Source organism: Leptospira limi (assembly GCF_026151395.1).
Classification (GTDB): domain Bacteria; phylum Spirochaetota; class Leptospiria; order Leptospirales; family Leptospiraceae; genus Leptospira_A; species Leptospira_A limi.
In genome coordinates this window covers 467,401-484,153 of record NZ_JAMQPV010000001.1, presented here as the reverse complement: position 1 = coordinate 484,153, position 16,753 = coordinate 467,401, and the positions used below count along the sequence as shown (strand labels likewise).

16 protein-coding genes are annotated in these 16,753 nt (G+C 36.6%); 10 read left to right on the top strand and 6 right to left on the bottom strand.

What is annotated here, in order from left to right:
- The first annotated feature begins 23 nt into the window (after window positions 1-23).
- Genes metG through ND812_RS02165 form a run of 4 tightly spaced genes read left to right on the top strand, consistent with a single transcriptional unit; the run spans window position 24 to window position 4,330 of the window.
- Window positions 24-2,069: a methionine--tRNA ligase gene (gene metG, locus ND812_RS02180; protein WP_265374075.1), complete on the top strand. Its 2,046-nt coding sequence runs from the start codon at window positions 24-26 to the stop codon at window positions 2,067-2,069.
- A gap of 4 nt (window positions 2,070-2,073) precedes the next feature.
- The gene (locus ND812_RS02175; RefSeq protein ID WP_265374074.1) at window positions 2,074-3,366 is read left to right on the top strand and encodes an adenylate/guanylate cyclase domain-containing protein; all 1,293 of its coding nucleotides are present in this window, start codon (window positions 2,074-2,076) and stop codon (window positions 3,364-3,366) included.
- Window positions 3,367-3,368: 2 nt separating this feature from the next.
- Window positions 3,369-3,971, top strand: a complete 603-nt coding sequence (locus ND812_RS02170) for a phosphoribosyl-AMP cyclohydrolase (RefSeq protein WP_265374073.1) — start codon at window positions 3,369-3,371, stop codon at window positions 3,969-3,971.
- 2 nt (window positions 3,972-3,973) lie between these two features.
- The gene (locus ND812_RS02165) at window positions 3,974-4,330 is read left to right on the top strand and encodes a rhodanese-like domain-containing protein (RefSeq protein WP_265374072.1); all 357 of its coding nucleotides are present in this window, start codon (window positions 3,974-3,976) and stop codon (window positions 4,328-4,330) included.
- 42 nt (window positions 4,331-4,372) lie between these two features.
- Here ND812_RS02165 and ND812_RS02160 read toward each other — a convergent pair whose 3' ends face one another.
- Entirely contained in the window at window positions 4,373-4,846 is a 474-nt protein-coding gene (locus ND812_RS02160; protein ID WP_265374071.1) for a nuclear transport factor 2 family protein, read from the bottom strand.
- Window positions 4,847-4,897: 51 nt separating this feature from the next.
- On the opposite strand from ND812_RS02160, the gene ND812_RS02155 reads away from it, so the two are divergent.
- The gene (locus tag ND812_RS02155; protein ID WP_265374070.1) at window positions 4,898-5,419 is read left to right on the top strand and encodes an SRPBCC family protein; all 522 of its coding nucleotides are present in this window, start codon (window positions 4,898-4,900) and stop codon (window positions 5,417-5,419) included.
- A gap of 12 nt (window positions 5,420-5,431) precedes the next feature.
- On the opposite strand, the gene ND812_RS02150 is transcribed toward ND812_RS02155, so the two are convergent.
- Window positions 5,432-7,309 carry an alpha/beta fold hydrolase gene (locus ND812_RS02150; protein WP_407658433.1) on the bottom strand — a complete coding sequence of 626 codons (1,878 nt, stop codon included), beginning with the start codon at window positions 7,307-7,309 and terminating at the stop codon, window positions 5,432-5,434.
- Window positions 7,310-7,400: 91 nt separating this feature from the next.
- On the opposite strand from ND812_RS02150, the gene thyX reads away from it, so the two are divergent.
- The 4 genes from thyX to ND812_RS02130 all read left to right on the top strand — a co-directional run bounded on the left by thyX (window position 7,401) and on the right by ND812_RS02130 (window position 11,807).
- Window positions 7,401-8,324, top strand: a complete 924-nt coding sequence (gene thyX, locus ND812_RS02145) for an FAD-dependent thymidylate synthase (RefSeq protein ID WP_265374069.1) — start codon at window positions 7,401-7,403, stop codon at window positions 8,322-8,324.
- A 69-nt stretch (window positions 8,325-8,393) separates the two neighbouring features.
- Window positions 8,394-9,089, top strand: a complete 696-nt coding sequence (locus ND812_RS02140; RefSeq protein WP_265374068.1) for a FecR family protein — start codon at window positions 8,394-8,396, stop codon at window positions 9,087-9,089.
- Entirely contained in the window at window positions 9,086-10,483 is a 1,398-nt protein-coding gene (locus tag ND812_RS02135; protein WP_265374067.1) for a hypothetical protein, read from the top strand. Before ND812_RS02140 ends, ND812_RS02135 begins: the two co-directional genes overlap by 4 nt.
- Before the next feature lie 10 nt (window positions 10,484-10,493).
- The gene (locus tag ND812_RS02130) at window positions 10,494-11,807 is read left to right on the top strand and encodes a protein-disulfide reductase DsbD family protein (protein ID WP_265374066.1); all 1,314 of its coding nucleotides are present in this window, start codon (window positions 10,494-10,496) and stop codon (window positions 11,805-11,807) included.
- A 59-nt stretch (window positions 11,808-11,866) separates the two neighbouring features.
- Here the strand turns inward: ND812_RS02130 and ND812_RS02125 are convergent, their stop codons facing one another.
- Entirely contained in the window at window positions 11,867-12,808 is a 942-nt protein-coding gene (locus tag ND812_RS02125) for an NAD(P)H-dependent flavin oxidoreductase (RefSeq protein WP_265374065.1), read from the bottom strand.
- An 18-nt stretch (window positions 12,809-12,826) separates the two neighbouring features.
- Window positions 12,827-13,123, bottom strand: a complete 297-nt coding sequence (locus tag ND812_RS02120; RefSeq protein ID WP_100725736.1) for a hypothetical protein — start codon at window positions 13,121-13,123, stop codon at window positions 12,827-12,829.
- A 36-nt stretch (window positions 13,124-13,159) separates the two neighbouring features.
- On the opposite strand from ND812_RS02120, the gene ND812_RS02115 reads away from it, so the two are divergent.
- Window positions 13,160-15,112: a PP2C family protein-serine/threonine phosphatase gene (locus tag ND812_RS02115; RefSeq protein ID WP_265374064.1), complete on the top strand. Its 1,953-nt coding sequence runs from the start codon at window positions 13,160-13,162 to the stop codon at window positions 15,110-15,112.
- Between the two features lie 23 nt (window positions 15,113-15,135).
- Here ND812_RS02115 and ND812_RS02110 read toward each other — a convergent pair whose 3' ends face one another.
- Complete coding sequence (locus ND812_RS02110; RefSeq protein ID WP_265374063.1) at window positions 15,136-16,173, bottom strand: zinc-binding dehydrogenase; 1,038 nt, start codon at window positions 16,171-16,173, stop codon at window positions 15,136-15,138.
- Window positions 16,170-16,712 carry a hypothetical protein gene (locus tag ND812_RS02105; protein WP_265375891.1) on the bottom strand — a complete coding sequence of 181 codons (543 nt, stop codon included), beginning with the start codon at window positions 16,710-16,712 and terminating at the stop codon, window positions 16,170-16,172. The genes ND812_RS02110 and ND812_RS02105 overlap by 4 nt, the downstream gene beginning before the upstream one ends.
- Window positions 16,713-16,753: the final 41 nt, after the last annotated feature.

The following is a 16,753-nucleotide window of genomic DNA, read 5'->3' as shown; positions in this document are numbered from 1 at the left end:
CGTTAGGAAACTGGAATTAATCTATGTCGAAACACATTTTAGTTACAAGTGCTTTGCCCTACGCAAACGGCTCTATCCACCTAGGTCATATATTAGAAGCTGTCCAAACAGACATTTGGGTGCGATTCCAAAAGTTAATTGGAAATGAATGTTATTTTTTCTGCGCGGATGATACACATGGAACTCCCATCATGATTGCCGCTAAAAAAGCAGGAAAAACCCCTGAGTCCATGATTGAGGAAGTACAAAAGGAACATTATAAAGATCTGACTTCGTTTGGAGTGGAGTATGATAATTATTACACAACCAATTCTGAGGAAAATCGAAAGTTCTCGGAATCAATTTATTTAACCCTCAAAAAAAATGGACATATTGTTGCTCGGAACATTGAACAGTCGTATTGCGAACATGACAAAATGTTTTTACCTGACCGTTTCATCAAAGGGACTTGTCCAAAATGTGGAGCAAAAGACCAATATGGTGATTCTTGTGAAGTTTGTGGAACTAGTTACTCACCAAAAGACTTAAAAGATTCCTATTGTTCCATTTGTGGAACCACTCCTGTCTTAAAAGAATCAAAACATTTGTTCTTTAAATTACAAGACTTCCAAAACCAATTAAAAACTTGGATGGAAGAAGGGAACCGTTTGAACGAAGGTGCCCAAAAGAAATTACAAGAATGGTTTACATCCGGTTTGCAAGAGTGGGACATCAGCCGTGATGGTCCTTACTTTGGTTTTGCGATCCCAGAAGAAGAAAACAAATACTTTTACGTTTGGTTAGATGCGCCTATTGGATATATGGCTTCCTCTTTAAATCACCTAAAGGATGAGAAAAAATTCAATGAGTTTTGGAAAGATGGAAAAGGGGAGATTGTCCATTTTATAGGAAAAGATATTTTGTATTTCCATGGTTTGTTTTGGCCAGCGATGCTTATGGGTTCTGGTTACAAAGCTCCGAATCAATTGAATGTACATGGATTCTTAACAGTGAACGGAGAAAAGATGTCAAAGTCTCGTGGAACATTTATCAATGCTTCCACGTTTGCGAAACATTTGGATATTGAACACTTCCGTTTTTATATGGCATGTCGACTTAGCTCTGGTATGGAAGATGTCGACATCTCCTTTGATGATTTTGTTTCCCGTGTGAATTCCGACCTAATTGGAAATTTAGTAAATTTGGTATCAAGAGTTTCTACATCAATTTTGGACAAGATGGATCGTAAACTTGGAACATTATCAGTCGAAGGAAAAACCTTAGTCTCTGAATTGCTCGATAAAGAAACTGAAATCAGGGATGCCTATGAATCACGTAACTATTCTAAGGTGATGCGTGAAATTACAGGTCTAGGTGATAAAGTAAACAAATATGTAAATGATTATGCACCATGGAACTTAATTAAAACGGATGTGGAAAAAGCAAGGGAGATTGTCACAACTTCTCTCCATTGTGCAAAAATCCTATTCACCTACTTGGCTCCCGTGACTCCAAAAATTGCAATAGCAATTAAGGAATTATTCCAAGTTCCGGATTTAAATTTTTTAAATCTGTCTGAAACCATTGAAAACAAAACTCTTGGCCCATACCAAATGTTATCCAAACGAGTTGAGGAAAAAAATATTTCACTTATGATCTCAGAAACAAAAGAAGCCTTTGAAAAATCAAATCCTAGTCCATCAAAACAGGAACCAAATAAGTCAAATACAAACGAAACAAAAGTAGGTACAGTTTCCGAGGATGGATTTATTACCATCGATGAATTGTCCAAAGTGGAACTGCGAGTGGGCCTTATCAAAGAAGCAAATCCCGTCGAAGGTGCCGACAAACTTTTGTTTGTAAAAGTAGATTTAGGAGAAAAAGGAATCAAAAACGTATTTGCGGGAATCAAAGCAAGTTATTCAGCCGAAGAGTTAGTTGGTAAAAAAGTAGTTGTTGTTGCCAATTTAAAACCACGCCAAATGAAATTTGGATTATCAGAAGCGATGTTACTTGCATCAGGTAAAGAAAAAACTTTATCTTTATTTGTTCCAGATCGAGATGCAAATCCTGGTGATCTTTTGAAATAAATTCATGCCAACAAAGTCAGAACAAATATTAAGGGAAAAAGAAATCCAAGGGATTAAATTTAGTCTCTATGGGAAAATGATTATATTCAGTCTCCTTACTATAGGAACTTTCTTTGTTGCTCAATCCCTTTCCGAATTATTTACGATTACATTAATTTCTGTAGGGCTGAATGTAGTTTTGTATATACTTTCAAAATTCTTGAAGAAAGGTAAATTCGTTTCATTTGTTGGTTTGTTTTGTGTTGTGATCGATTTGGTGATCATCACAATTTTACCTTTTATATGGTATAATGCTGTGGGTGGAGAATCCCAAGTTCCAAGAACCTATCTCATTAAAACTTATCTGCACTTTATCATTGCAGGAACACTAATCATCAATGCATTTAGCATACAACCCATGTATCCAATGTTATATGCTTTGGGAGTTGTGATAAGCCAAGCTGGGATTTTAGTGTATGCCCAACAGGACCCTAGGTTTATCAGTACAGAGAGTTTTAAGGAAGCTTTCCTTGGTCCAGCTGCACATGTAAACAACTACATCATGTCCATGGGGATTATAGGAGTTTTGGGATTCTTTTTGGCTTACCTTACTTACCGTGTTAGGCGAACTGTACTTTCTGCCGTAACAAATGAAGTAAAAATGACACAACTCACTCGTTATTTTTCTCCTAATGTAGTTGCAGAATTAGACCAAGCAGGGGACGAATTTTTCAAACCTGGTGGAAAGGAATCTACGGTTGCTGTTTTATTCTGTGATATTGCCAATTTTACTCAAATTTCAGAAACATTAGGTCCTGAAAAAACCATGTCACTTTTATCCGAATACCATAGTTTTATGTTAGAGATAGTATTCCAAAATCATGGTACCTTAGATAAATTCATTGGCGATGGGATGATGGTTACTTTTGGAACTCCGATTCCTTCTAAAGATGATGCAACTAACTCAATAAAAGCCGGAATCTCCATGATACAAGCATTAGCTGCCTGGAATCAAAAGAGAGAATCCAATGGAGAAAAATCTATCTCCATCCGAATAGGGATTCACTATGGTTTAGTTATTGTTGGAAATGTAGGGGTTGAAAAACGGCTAGAATATACAGTGATCGGTGACACAGTCAATGCAGCTAGTCGACTTGAAGCCTTGGGTAAGGAACTAAAACGTAATTTTTTAATCTCAAGAGAATTATATGACCATACATCTTTAGAATTCAGGCAGACATTAAAAATTAAAACAATGGGTACTCTTTCTTTACGTGGTAAGACAAAAACTACCGAAATCCTAGCAATTGAGGTTTGATCATGATCCAAATTCCAAGTGACAAAGATATTGTGATCCTAACAAAACCTAATTTTTTATCCCACGATGTATCCGTGAAAGTTTTGAATTCAAAACAAACTGTGTCTATGATCCAAGATTTTGATTTCGAAAAAAATCAATTGTTTGTCGATTGTGACGAAGATTGTTTTTTAGAAATTGATTCTTCTGTAAAATTATCCACCAAGCAAATGTTATGGGAAAATGGTAAATTATTACTCAGTCAGAATGAATTGGAAACATTAGTAAATTCAATGCCACCACTCTCCCCTTTTTTAGCCCAAGATTTGACAGGAAAAGATTTGATGTTGGCTTGGGGGAAAAAAGAAAGTTTGCTTAGTGCAATTGAATCAGGTTTTGGTACATATTTTAGTCGCTCAAGGAATGGAAAATGGGTGAAAGGGGAAGAGTCGGGCCATTTGCAAAATCTCAAACAGATTTACCTCCATACGAATCCTTTTTTTGTGCAGTATGTCGCCGACCAAGTGGGAGCTGCCTGCCATACTGGTTATTATTCTTGTTTTTTTAGAGAACTTGGTCAGAATGACTCGGTTTCATTCGTCTATTCTAATAAAGTAGGAGAGTAATTTTGAATCGAATGATCCTCATTGTTATCGTAACTGTCGCTGTATTATTCATCATTTTCCAATTGAAGAAAACTTCTGGAATGGACCAATCACAACTCAAAGAAAAAATTGATGCTGGTGCTCTTGTTGTTGATGTGAGAACCGTTGCTGAATTTAATTCTGGCCATTTCCCTACAGCCAAAAATATTCCAATCGATGAAGTATCCAAACGAGTGGATGAATTCGGTGATAAAAACCAAACAATTATCGTTTATTGTGCGTCAGGTGGTAGAAGTGGAAGTGCAAAATCCTTTTTAGAATCGATTGGATACAAACAAGTCATCAATGCTGGTGGACTTTCCAATATGCCAAGTCCATAAATGGGATTTGGTTTGTTTACCAATCCCATAATTAGTACCAAACTACATACGTTTACGTTTCATATACAATTGTAATCCGGTGACGGCTTCTTTTTTTACTTTGTTGCCAAGAGCCGGCCACCAACCGAGTAAATATCCAATAGGTCCCATCGCCATTCCTAACCACTTCCACATAGAAAATTGGTCTTTGTGTTGGATGATCTTACCATCTTTAAAAGTAAATTTTGCTTGGATTTTGTTTTGAACAAGTCTACCTGTTTTACTAAAACTATAATCAGCTTCCCAATTAGCAGAACCCTCTGTTTCATTCGCTTTGATATTCGAGAATCGAATGGTTAAATTTTGGCTCCTTTCAAGTAACATGAGCCACATGGCTCCAGCTTCTTTTCCTGTTAATTTTCCAAAAGCAGGGTCTTCAAATTGAATCTCTGGATGGTAAAGGGACACCATGGTTTGTCCATCTTTGTTTTGGAAGGCAGTGTAAAACTTTTGAATTAACTCTTCATTTGCGTTCATTGTGGAAAAGATTATGATTGATTTGATTGCCACTTAGCAAGAAAAAAAGTCATGAAACGGATTCTTCTTTTTGCTTTTGGAACAAGTTTTTTGCTGATTGGGCTCGTTGTTTTATTCCTTGCTGTTGGGTATTTCCAAGAATCTAAATTTCACAAAGAAACAAGTGAGTGGCTGAAAGCAGAACCAGAGGACATTTGGAATTATATTACTGATATCAACGACCTTCCCAATCGCAGGAAGGAAGTTGTAGCGATTAAAATTCTAGAATCAAAACCAGATGGTACTCCCACAAAATGGTTAGAAACTCCTGATATGGGAGGGTACATGATTTTTGAATTAAAAGAGATGATCCCTAATCGTAAGTGGAAGATTGAACTAACGGATGCTAGTTTTAAAATGCGTGGATCTTGGACTTATCTTCTAGAACCCAAAATTCCTGGAACACTTGTGACTGTGATTGAAGATTCTGAAATCACAAGTATTCCTGTCAGAGGGGCTTATGTTCTATCTGGTCGTGACGCTACCTTATTAAAAGAAATGGAGCTGATCCGAAACAGATTTAGCGGACGTTAGGGGAATCAAAGATTATTTTAATCCTTGGATCCATTCATCCATCCCTTTACATATTTTTCTAACAGTTTCCCCATGGAAAATGATTCCAAGGTGTCCCTGCTCATAATAAGTGGTTACCTTATTTTCTGATTTTAGATCTTTTAATTCTATTAAACTTTCTTCTGGAACAATTTTATCAACAGTTCCCACTACACTATAAATTGGCATCGTGAAGTTGTTGAGAAAATTTTCAGTGTAATTGATTCGACCGTCATTCGACCAAAAACTTTGTTCATTCGATATTTGGCTTTGGAAAAATTGCATGATCACAGATACTGATTCTTCGCAAAACACGTCTTCCATTAGAAAGTACCATTCAGGTGGAGTAATTTCCTTATATCCGACAAAGTCTTTGATCGTTAACACTTTTGTGCCAATATTATAACTAAAACTACGTAGACTTGAATGTAAATTTAAGATCAATTTGAAAAACTTTTTCAAATCAATGGTTTGGATGGTTGCTTGCATGGAAAAACTTGCCATACTTAGAATCATATCCGAAATCATTTTATGAGGGAGCAGACTAAACCCACGTTTCAAAGTGTCCAATCCAATAAAATTGGATTTTAAACTAATATAATTGGGCGAAGTAATCGAAACAATTCCTGCAATGTATTCTTCTGGTTGAGGTAAATTGAACTCCTCTTTGAGTTCTTTGATCTTTTCATAGGAAGAAACATAAAACCTTGGGATCATTCCTCCCATACTGTGTCCAACGACGACAGTTCTTTCGCTTGGATAATGCCAACGAATCCATCGTAACACTTCTGGAAAATCGTCTTGGATGTAATTGTCAACCGTCCAACCTTCTTTTTTCCCATGTTTTGGCATGGTTTGCCTAGATCTTCCTCTCATATCCATTAGGAAAACCCGGTATCCATACTTTAAGGCTAACTCTTTTGCAAGTTTATCCATCACGGATCGCCTACAAAAAAATCCTGGAATCAAGAGTAAATTTTTTCCTGTATTGTTTAATTTTTCAGGAGTAAAACTTTTTAAAGATACCGCATAACCATCAGTCGTTGGTATGATGAATGAAGCATCCATCCTATATTCAATATTATATTGATGGGATTTGAATATAATAGAGGTTACTGGTTCTTTTTGGTCCTTAGTCGTTGTATAAAAAAGATTTCGAGAGTTAGAAACTGTATCAGCTTTTTCGATATTTTTTTGGGCTATGTAATGGTCGTTTCCGGATTCCATTTCCTTTGCCACAACAAATTCGATGACATCAAAAAGTGAATACAATTGTAAGGTGAGAGGTCTGATTTGATCTTCGGCAATTGGATCTTTTGTGATCCCCCACAATATCCCGATTGGATTTTCATTCACAAAAAGTGGAATCCCAATAGCATGGTTCATGGTTTCAGAAAGAAGTACCTTTTTTTCAGGATGGATTTCTTCTTCCTTTAGGTTTACAAAAGTGACTTCAGGACGAAGTCCTTTATTAAAATCAATGATCGCTTTTCGGATAAAACGTGCGGATTCGTTCCTTGGGTCAGCTAAATGAATGGGTCTCGATTTTTTGATGTATTCCTCAATGCCAGGAATTTTCCTTCGTTCTGCAATTTCTTTCAGTTTGAAGTGAGTGGCAGTGGCCACAATTTTCATCTCGTCTTGGTCGATGACTTCAAAAATGGAAAAATTAAAAATCGGATCATCGTTAAAATCAACGAGGGAAACCATTTTATTGGTGAAGGATTGCCAAATATTTTCCAAAAATTGGAAGGTTGTTTTTGGTACCGGAAAAATATAAATTTTGTCCGGGCTAACCATGAGATTTTTGTTACTTTCTCTGGAGGAAATTTTGATCAAACGATCTTCCAACGTATTTTCTTCAAGTGCCATTTAGCATCCTTTCTATTTATGTGCCTGTGCGGTACGCTATAACTCTATTTTCGACTTTTCATATGCCTGTGAACTAAAAAATAAAGCTAATATGCAACAATCTGATTTCGAATCCATTCCAAGAGTATCCGTTCCCGATTTAGACTACATTTTAGGAAAACCATTCCCAATTTTGGATGATGGGTTTGTCAGACTCGTTGATTATATGGGTTCAGATGAATCCATCGTTCAGGCAGCACGCGTTTCGTACGGAAAAGGAACAAAAAAGGTAAATGAAGACCGTGGGCTCATTCGGTATTTGATGCGCCATCGCCATAGCACACCATTTGAAATGTGCGAACTCAAGCTACATGTGAGAGTTCCCATGGACACTTGGCGCCAATGGATTCGCCATAGAATGGCAAATGTCAATGAATACTCTACGCGTTATTCCGTAGCCATCGATTCGGCTCAAACAACTTTACCTGGTGAGTGGCGAGTACAATCCGTAGGGAACAAACAAGGAAGTGATGGATTTTTAGAATTATCCAAAGGTGACCACCTAACAAAGCGAGAAACGGAATTCCAAAAATTTGCAAATGATATTTATAATGAAAGATTGGAATTGGGTGTTGCACGTGAACAAGCAAGAAAAGATCTCCCACTCGCAACATATACAGAAGCTTATTGGAAAATTGACCTACATAATTTACTCCATTTTTTAGCCCTAAGAATGGATGACCATGCCCAACTAGAAATTCGGTTATTTGCTAAAACCATCGGTGAACAAATTGTTCAAAAATGGGTACCACATACTTGGGAAGCGTTTGTGGACTATCGATTGAGTGCCCTTCATTTGACAAAATATGATTCCGAGATCATCGCAGCTCTAAACCTTTCAGGAAAAGAAGGAGCACGTAAAAAAGCAATCGAACTAGGAATGTTAGACGAACAAGGTTCTACTGCTAAAAAAAGTAGAGAACGAGAGGAATTAGAGTACAAATTATCACAATTGGGTTTTGCCATCCCTTGGTGATCAGATTCTAAACCGTTATTTTTGAGAATTTGATTGATAATTTATTTCCCTGTGTTTGTTAGAGTGATTATGAGCCTCAAAATCTCTCTAACACTCTTATTGTTCCTCCTAACATCAATTTCCCTTTCTGCTGAAGAGTTTGCTGTTGCAACTTTTACACGTGGAAAGGTAAGTTTTTTACCTGCCTCTGACACTTCTAAACTTTGGAAAACTCTCAAAATAAACGACGTGTTAAGACCAGGTGATCGGATCAAAACTGGCAATGGTTCCAAAGTGGATTTTTTGTACCAAGAGACAGAAATCAGAATCCAACCTAACACAGATTTTACCTTAAAGGAATGGAACTCCGATAAAAAAGTAGCAAAAGCCTATGTCCAAAACGGTGCTGCCTGGTTTCGTGTAAACGGTTTCAAAAAAGGAAGTTTTGAAGTTTCCACACCAACTACGACAGCAGGAGTTCGCGGAACCGCATTTGGAGTGTTTTTCGAAGAAAAAGAGAAAAAAGGTTATACTTGTGTTTGTGAAGGACAAGTTAACATCAATGGAATCGATTTTGTAAAAGGTACTGGTGGTGCTAAAAAAGAAGGTGCTACCGAACTTGAAAAAAATGAGTACAAAGAGATGATCACAAAAGACGGAGCAACCGTTTTACTCAATGAAAAAAGAAAACAAATGCCAATGTTAAATCGTTGTCTACCATGCCACAAACCTATTGGTTGGGAAGATAAAAGTTTTACACCGGATGAAACCTACGGCAAAAAGTGAAATTTTTTTCTAGGTTTATCATTGTATTTTCCTTCTTCATCTATCCCGTATTAGGTGAAGAAGTAGTTACAACCAAAAAAGAAGAACCTGATGGTTACTATGGATTAAAATTAGGGGCCATCATCACTCCCACTGCTTCAATTCGAATCCGTGACAAAGCATCAGGTGCAAACGAACTTTCTCCCACTGATAAAACTGGATTTTCCATGCCTTGGACAATGTTTTCGATTTCCAAAGAATGGGAAGAATTAGGAATCAAAGCAGAATTTTGGGGCGAAATTTTAAGAAATGATGCACTCACAAATGATACGTCTGTCGGAACTGGAAATAAATCGAATCCTTATGTATTTTTAGTTAGGCGAGCAAATCTCGCAAAAACGTTTGAGATTGGAACAACAAAACACCAAATCCAGTTTGGAATGTTTGAACTTCCACATATGTTTTCTGTATGGTCAGGAAATTATGATTGGCGGTATTTTGATAAATCACCTTTAGAATCTCTTGGATTTGCAAAAGACCCTGTCGATTTAGGAATCAATTATATTGGAAAATGGAGATCATTTTCCTTGCAGACTGCAATTGTCAATGGAGATGGATACAGAGAAGTTCAAAACACAACCAATACCGGTTATGATGTAATCGGAAAAATAGGTTGGGATCCTTCCTGGACTGAAAATTTAAAAACAGGCATCCATCTGCTTGGGCGAGCATCGAATGCATTTGGTTATGCGAATGACGAATGTAGGGAAGGACGAACCAAATGCCTTTTAGATGATGGAAATCCAAATACAAAACGACAAGGACCTGTTTCATTAAACCAAGAACAAGTCATTGCAATCGAATCGCATCTCCTATGGAAGGATATCATCAATTTGGGACTTGGCGGGATGTTCAAAAAACATTTGGGTGGAAAGATTGTTGATCGTATGGCACCCTACCAACAAGGAACGACCATTCCCGAATCAACAGGCAAAGGGGCTTACCTTTGGTTAGGGATTGGGAATGGTACCCTTCGGTTGGTAACAAGGGGTGAGATCGCAACTGGAGGTCCAAACCCTGGACTTAGGGCAACAGAAACCGTAGAACGGGAACCTTGGGTAAGGTTCCAACCTGGTGCAACAGAACCAAGGTATTCTGACCAGTCTTATTATATTGGAAAACAAATTTTTGGAGAATGGTTGTTTTCCCCGTCAACTCGGTTTGCGATTGGGTATATGGAAGTCCGATCGTATGATACAAAAGGGGAACCCAATAAATGGTATGTAGACAGTACCGGGGAATCATCAAATCGTGTCGAATATATAGGACAGTTTTCAAAACCTACAACGTTTCCAATCTCCGAATATGGTAGATTGGATCGCAGTATTGTATTGAAAGCGACAACTTCGTTCTAAGATAAAATATATGTTTTCTGAAATCCAAACCTTCATTGAATCGCAATTGTCTTCCGGCAATTTTTCTTTTTCCACAGCTTTATTTTTAGCTTTAGGTGGTTTATTTGCCGGGTTACTTCCTTGTGTTTATCCATTGTATCCGATCACGGCTGGAATTTTAAAAACTAGAGTCGCCAAACACAAATGGTCGCATCCACTCGTGTATTATTTTGGTTTGGCCTTGATGTATGCGATCTTCGGATTGATCGCAGGGGTCAGCGGGGGAGTTTTTAACTCATTTTTGCGATTTCCTGAAACTCAATTGGTTTTAGCAATTTTGTTATTTGTCTTGGGTTTAAGTGTTGCTGAATTTTTATATTTTCCATTCTTTTCTGGTGATCTAAAAAATTCGGTTAACGTAAATTATGCGAATACATTCTTTTTAGGAATGGGAGCTGGATTGTTGTCTTCACCTTGTGTTGGCCCTGTTGTTGTTTCCATACTAGTCCAACTCATCAATTACCAAACAGAAGGATTTAAAATTTTACCGATCCTTTTTACTTCATTTAAAATGTTTTTATTTGGAATGGGTCTTGGGATTCCATTTTTAATGATCGGTGTATTTGGATTGTCACTCCCTAAATCGGGAAAGTGGATGAAATACATTCAATGGTCATTGGCGATACTCATCTTCTATTTTTCTTATACATACCTTGAAAAGGCATTTGATTTATGGGGATTAGCAAAAGGATTAAGCTTAAAAGTTTTTCTCCTTTGGACAGTGGCTCTTTTGTTTTTGTACCTTCAAAAAAAAGAAGGAACAACTACAGAAAAGATGAAACAATCTCTCTATCAAATTGTATCCATCACTGCTTTACTCATTTTGTTCTTATTTTTGAATCTATCTTTATGGAAACAAAACTACGGAAATGCAGTTTCCAATTCAAATTCTTCAAACCAAGAAATTAAGGAAGAACATGGAAATTTAGTTTGGTACCGCAATGAAAGTGATGCACTTAGATTAGCAAAAGATAAAAATATACCAATTTTCATTGATTTTTATGCAGATTGGTGTACGAACTGTAAAGAATTTCAGAAACTTACACTGACAAACAAAGAATGGAACGAAACCTTTCGTAGGGATGTAATTTTGTGGAAGGTTTATGATACGGATTCTATATTTGAAACATTTGTCTCAAATCCAGAGTATCCCGAATTAAAAATTGGATTACCTTTCTTTTTGATTCTCAGTCCAGATGGAAGACGTTTGTATAAATCCAATGACTATTTGGATACAAAAGGAATGATTTCCACGATCCGAAATTTTTCTAATAATCTTAAGTAATTCATTAAAAGCGAATCAGCCATTTCGTGGAAGATTCGCATAATATTTGTTTTGTGAATTTATCGAGGGAGTGAGTTAACAGTTTGCAAATATTCATTTGCAATTTCTTTTACAATCTCTCCAGCCGGTTTCACTTCTTCAATTTGGGCAACTCCTTGGCCAGCAGACCAAATGTCTCTCCAACGTTTGTATTCTTGTTCGATTGCTTTTTCTCCACCTGCATGTCCCGCGGCAATTTTTTTAGGTCCGTCTTCCAATATTTCTGGTGAACGTTCCACTGATTTGGCCAACCAATTGGCAGGGATCCCTGAAATTTTTTCAGTATATACAATCTCATCTGGACTTGAATCAATTAACATTTGTTTGTATTCATTTTGTGCCCTCGATTCTGGAGTTGCTATAAATCGTGTACCAATATAAACGGCATCTGCTCCTAGAGAGAGTGCTGCAGCCATTTGTGAACCATTGGAAATGGCTCCTGCGGCAATCACTGGAAGTCCTGTTTCTTTTTTAAGATAAGGAATGAGAGCAAACGGAGTGATTGCACCTGCATGTCCACCTGCTCCTTGTGAAACAGCGATGAGTGCATCTGCGCCAGATTTTGCGACAATGTTAGCGTGTTTGAGGGTTGTTACATCACAAAATAATGTGGAACCATTTGCTTTAATTTCTTTGGCGATTGTCCTTGGAGTTCCTAAGCTTGTGATGATTAACTCTACTTTTAAATCCATCACCACTTCAAATTGTTTTGCCCAATTAGGATTATGTTCCTTATGTAAAATTAGATTCACTCCAATCGGTTTTTTTGTTTTCGAACGTATTTCCAGAATCCCTTCGCGTAACTGTTCTGGAGTTCTGTAATTGAGAGAAGGGAAACACCCAATACCTCCTGCTTCTGAAACGGCAACTACTAACTCCGGATAGGAGACAAGGAACATTGGCGCAGCGATGATCGGCAGATCAATTTTTAGCATTTCGCTAATTTTTGTTTTGATTTTCATAAATCTCCTGTTATACGATTATGGTTGGGTTGGTTTTGGCGTTAGGTTGGGAAGGTCTGACGGATACCGACCAGATCTTGGAATACAACTCATTGCAAATCCCTGGATGATGTAACAGATTGAATCTTGCGAAATGCATTTAAGAGATTTCTGGTATTCGAGGCCATCAATCTCAGTGGCTATCGAATAACATTCCATTTTGTCTTCCATGAAGAGTTGTTGGGGTGTTTTGTTCTCTTGTGCCAATAGAGCAGTAAGAGACAATAAGAGTAGAGGGAGTAGATAAAAAAATGATTGGAATCGTGTGCGATTCATTGAACGTTATCCTGCTTTTCCTATAGGAACTGAAAATTGAAAGAAGTCAAACCTTATAAATCCTTTCTGGTTCCAATTCAATTTGTTCTTTTTTTCCTTTTGATTTTTTTTATTCAAAACTGCTTTGACCTTCATTCCGAAGGCAAACAAGAAATCCAATTACAACAATCTATTTATCTGATTGACAGGTACTATTATTGGTCTTCTGAAGAAATTTTAGACCCAGAAACGATCCAAGAATCAAAATGGTTACCAATTTCTGATAAATCATTAGGCTTTAAGAAAAAGGAAAAAGAATTTTTATATATCAAATTTAGTGATCAATTCATACGACAACTTCAAAGCCCAATTCTATTTATGGAAATTGCCTTAGAAACGTTTAAAGTTTTCCAAGGAAAAGAGAATGTTTATATTTCAAAGGAATTTGATTTTATATTCCCACATTTGATTCCACTTAGTCCTGAACCAAAAGGATTTATATACATTCAATTCCAATCTCGGTATAAAAATTTCATTGGATTAGATCGTGACATTATTTTTAAAAATCATACAAAAGCATTGATTGATTTGTTTATGGAAAATCTTTCTAAAACTTTTTTTTCCCCGATATTGTTAGTGTTATCTTTTATATTCATGGGATTTTATTTTTTGCGCAGAAAAGAATTGATTTTTTTAAATTTTTCAATTCTACTTTTGTCTGCTTCGCTCATCGAAGTCTTAAATGGATTTGTTGGATTTTCATTACGTCAGTATGCTTCCTATATCATTCCAATAACATTTCTCAATTTCACTTTTTTCCCTTTTGCTTTTTTGTTATTTTTGATCTCAGTATTTCCTCCTTTCTTTAAGAAAATTTTTAAGCTTATCGCGATTTTACATATCTTCGTTTTTTTATTATCTATGGTACGTAATTATGAATCAGGAATTTCTTTTTTAAATAGTGAGGAAGATTATAATTGGATTGTTGTATTGGAAGCAATCGTAGCCATCTTATCTTCTTTATATGTATTTTTGAAAGGGAATCGGCAAATTAGAGAAATTATCTTAGGCATCCTTGTCATCGTCTTTGCAGGACTCCATGATACACTTGTGGATTTAGAAATTTTGAACTACAAAATTCGATTCATTCACTATGGTTTTTTTCTAATGTTGGGATTTTTTGGTTATTATGTGTTCAAACATTATTGGGAATTGTTGCATTCAATCAATCGAATGAACACCGAATTGCGAACAAAAAATAAAGAACTCCAACGATTGATTCAAATTGATAAAGATTTAGCCTTAGCACATGCCTTACAAAAATCACTATTGTCTTCTAAATACAATGAGGACGATAAAATTCGTATCATTGGATTTTCTCAAAATTTGGAATCTGTTGGAGGAGATTATTTTGACCATACAAAAGATAGTATGGGCAATTGGGCTTTTTTAATCGCAGATGTGTCTGGTCATGGAATTTCGTCTGCAATGGTAGCTGCCATGTCTAAAATGGCATTTGTAGGTGCAGGCCCCTATTTACAATTTCCAGCAAGGGTATTTCACCTGATGAATCGCCACTTGGTTGGAAAAACAAAAAATCTCTTCATTACCGCTTCTTATCTTTTTATCGATACAGAATCATATACAGCTACTTTTAGCAATGCTGGGCATCCTAGTTTTTACCTAATTCGAAACACTGAAAACGATGTAATACAACTGACTGCAAAGGGAAAACCATTAGGTCTTTTTTCCCAACAATCTTATGCAGAAGAAACTGTATGGATCCAACCTAAGGATAAAATATTACTCTATACAGATGGAATTTTTGACTTATTAAATGAATATGGAGAAAGTTTTGGCGAAGATAGGCTCAAATCATTGTTATGGGAATATCGCTACTACAATATCCAAGATATATCGAGTATCTTACAAGATTCCTTATTTCGTTTTTCCAATGGTTGGAAACACCAAATGGATGATTTAAGTTTTTTACTCATAGAAATCAAATAGCAGATTCCTTAGATTTTAATTGGCTAAAGCTCCGGATTAATGATGAAACGAATCGGATTTCCTTTTTTTTCTTCCAATGCATGTAGGTATTCATTTGTATCTTCCAATTTGTGAATTCCACTGATGGACTTTGTCAGATTTAGTTTTTTATCTTTATAAAGTTGTATGAGTTCAGGGATGGCCCGTCTATCTGATCCATAGGAACCTGTAATTCGGATTTGTCTTTCGATGAGAAAAAATGGCATAGGAATTTCGAGTTTGTTTCTGCCGATGCCTACTAATACAATCCTTCCTCCACGATTCATGGCTCGGACAGAACTTTCAATATTTGGCATAAAACCTGTAAAATCACATAATAGGTCAATCCCACCAGACTTTTCTTTTAGAACCTTGCCCACCTGCATATTTTTTTCGACTAATATCAGTTCGTCGGCACCATATGATTTTGCATTTTCTAAACTTCCACTATCAATATCAATTGCAAAAATTTTACCTGCCCCAAGTGCTTTGGCAATTGCAACAGCATGGATTCCGAGTCCTCCGCAACCAATAATTGCAACAGACTCTCCTGCTTTCAGTTCGCCTTGGTATTTGATTGCATGGTAAGGAGTAGAGACAGCATCAGCTAGGATTGCACCTTCAGCAAAGGGAATTTCGTCAGGCAAAACATGTAAGTATCTTTCCTCTGTTTGGATGTATTCTGCAAAACCACCTCTTTGGTTAAAACCAATCACTCCAATGTGTTCACAAAGATTTTCTCTCCCCGCCAAACAATGTTTACATTTCCCACAAGAGGTTCCTGCACTCACAACAACTCGGTCACCCACTTTTAATTTTGTGATTTGTTCACCAATCTCAGTGACCACACCTGAAGTTTCATGACCAGGAACACATGGAGTATATGTTGCCTTCATTTTTCCATGTAAGATGAGATGAATGTCTGACCCACAGATCCCACAAGCTTTTACCTTCACTTTCACTTGGTTTGGTAATAATGGTGGTAATTCTAATTCTTGGATCTCTAAGAATTTAGATCCTTGTGGTAAAACAGCTGCTTTCATAACATAATTCCATCAAGTTCAGATAAGAACTCACTTGTATCGGATTCGTTCAATTGTTCCAAGGTAAGTTCTATGATATCGTTTAAATAATATTTCAAATTTTTGTATTCCAACAAAAACAGTTTTAAATTTGTTTTTTCTTCGTCAGAGAGACGATTTTCCATCTTCAATTTACAAAGAGCCAAAACTCCGAATGCAGATTTGAGTTCATCTTGATTTGATGCAATGGAAAACAATTCTCGGATGTCAAGTTCGGCAAAAGTAGGGAGTAAATCGGATATCAATTCCATAGCGCCAATCGGAATGGTACGGTCCAAAGATTTGACATAATTCAAAAGTACACGGTAACTCTTTGAATCTCCAACATAGGATAAAAGATAAACCATACCCGAAAGTAGAACCTTATGGTAACCCCAGGAAAGCCTTCCTGAGTCCGCTTCTCGGATAATTTGGTAAATCATTGCCCAAACGTTTTTATCGTTATTGGCTGCCAATTTCATCAATTCTAAGAGGCGATTTTCCCAGACAGGTTGGTCCATCTCCAATTTTAATTGGTCAATGGCTTCTAAGGGAGAAATGG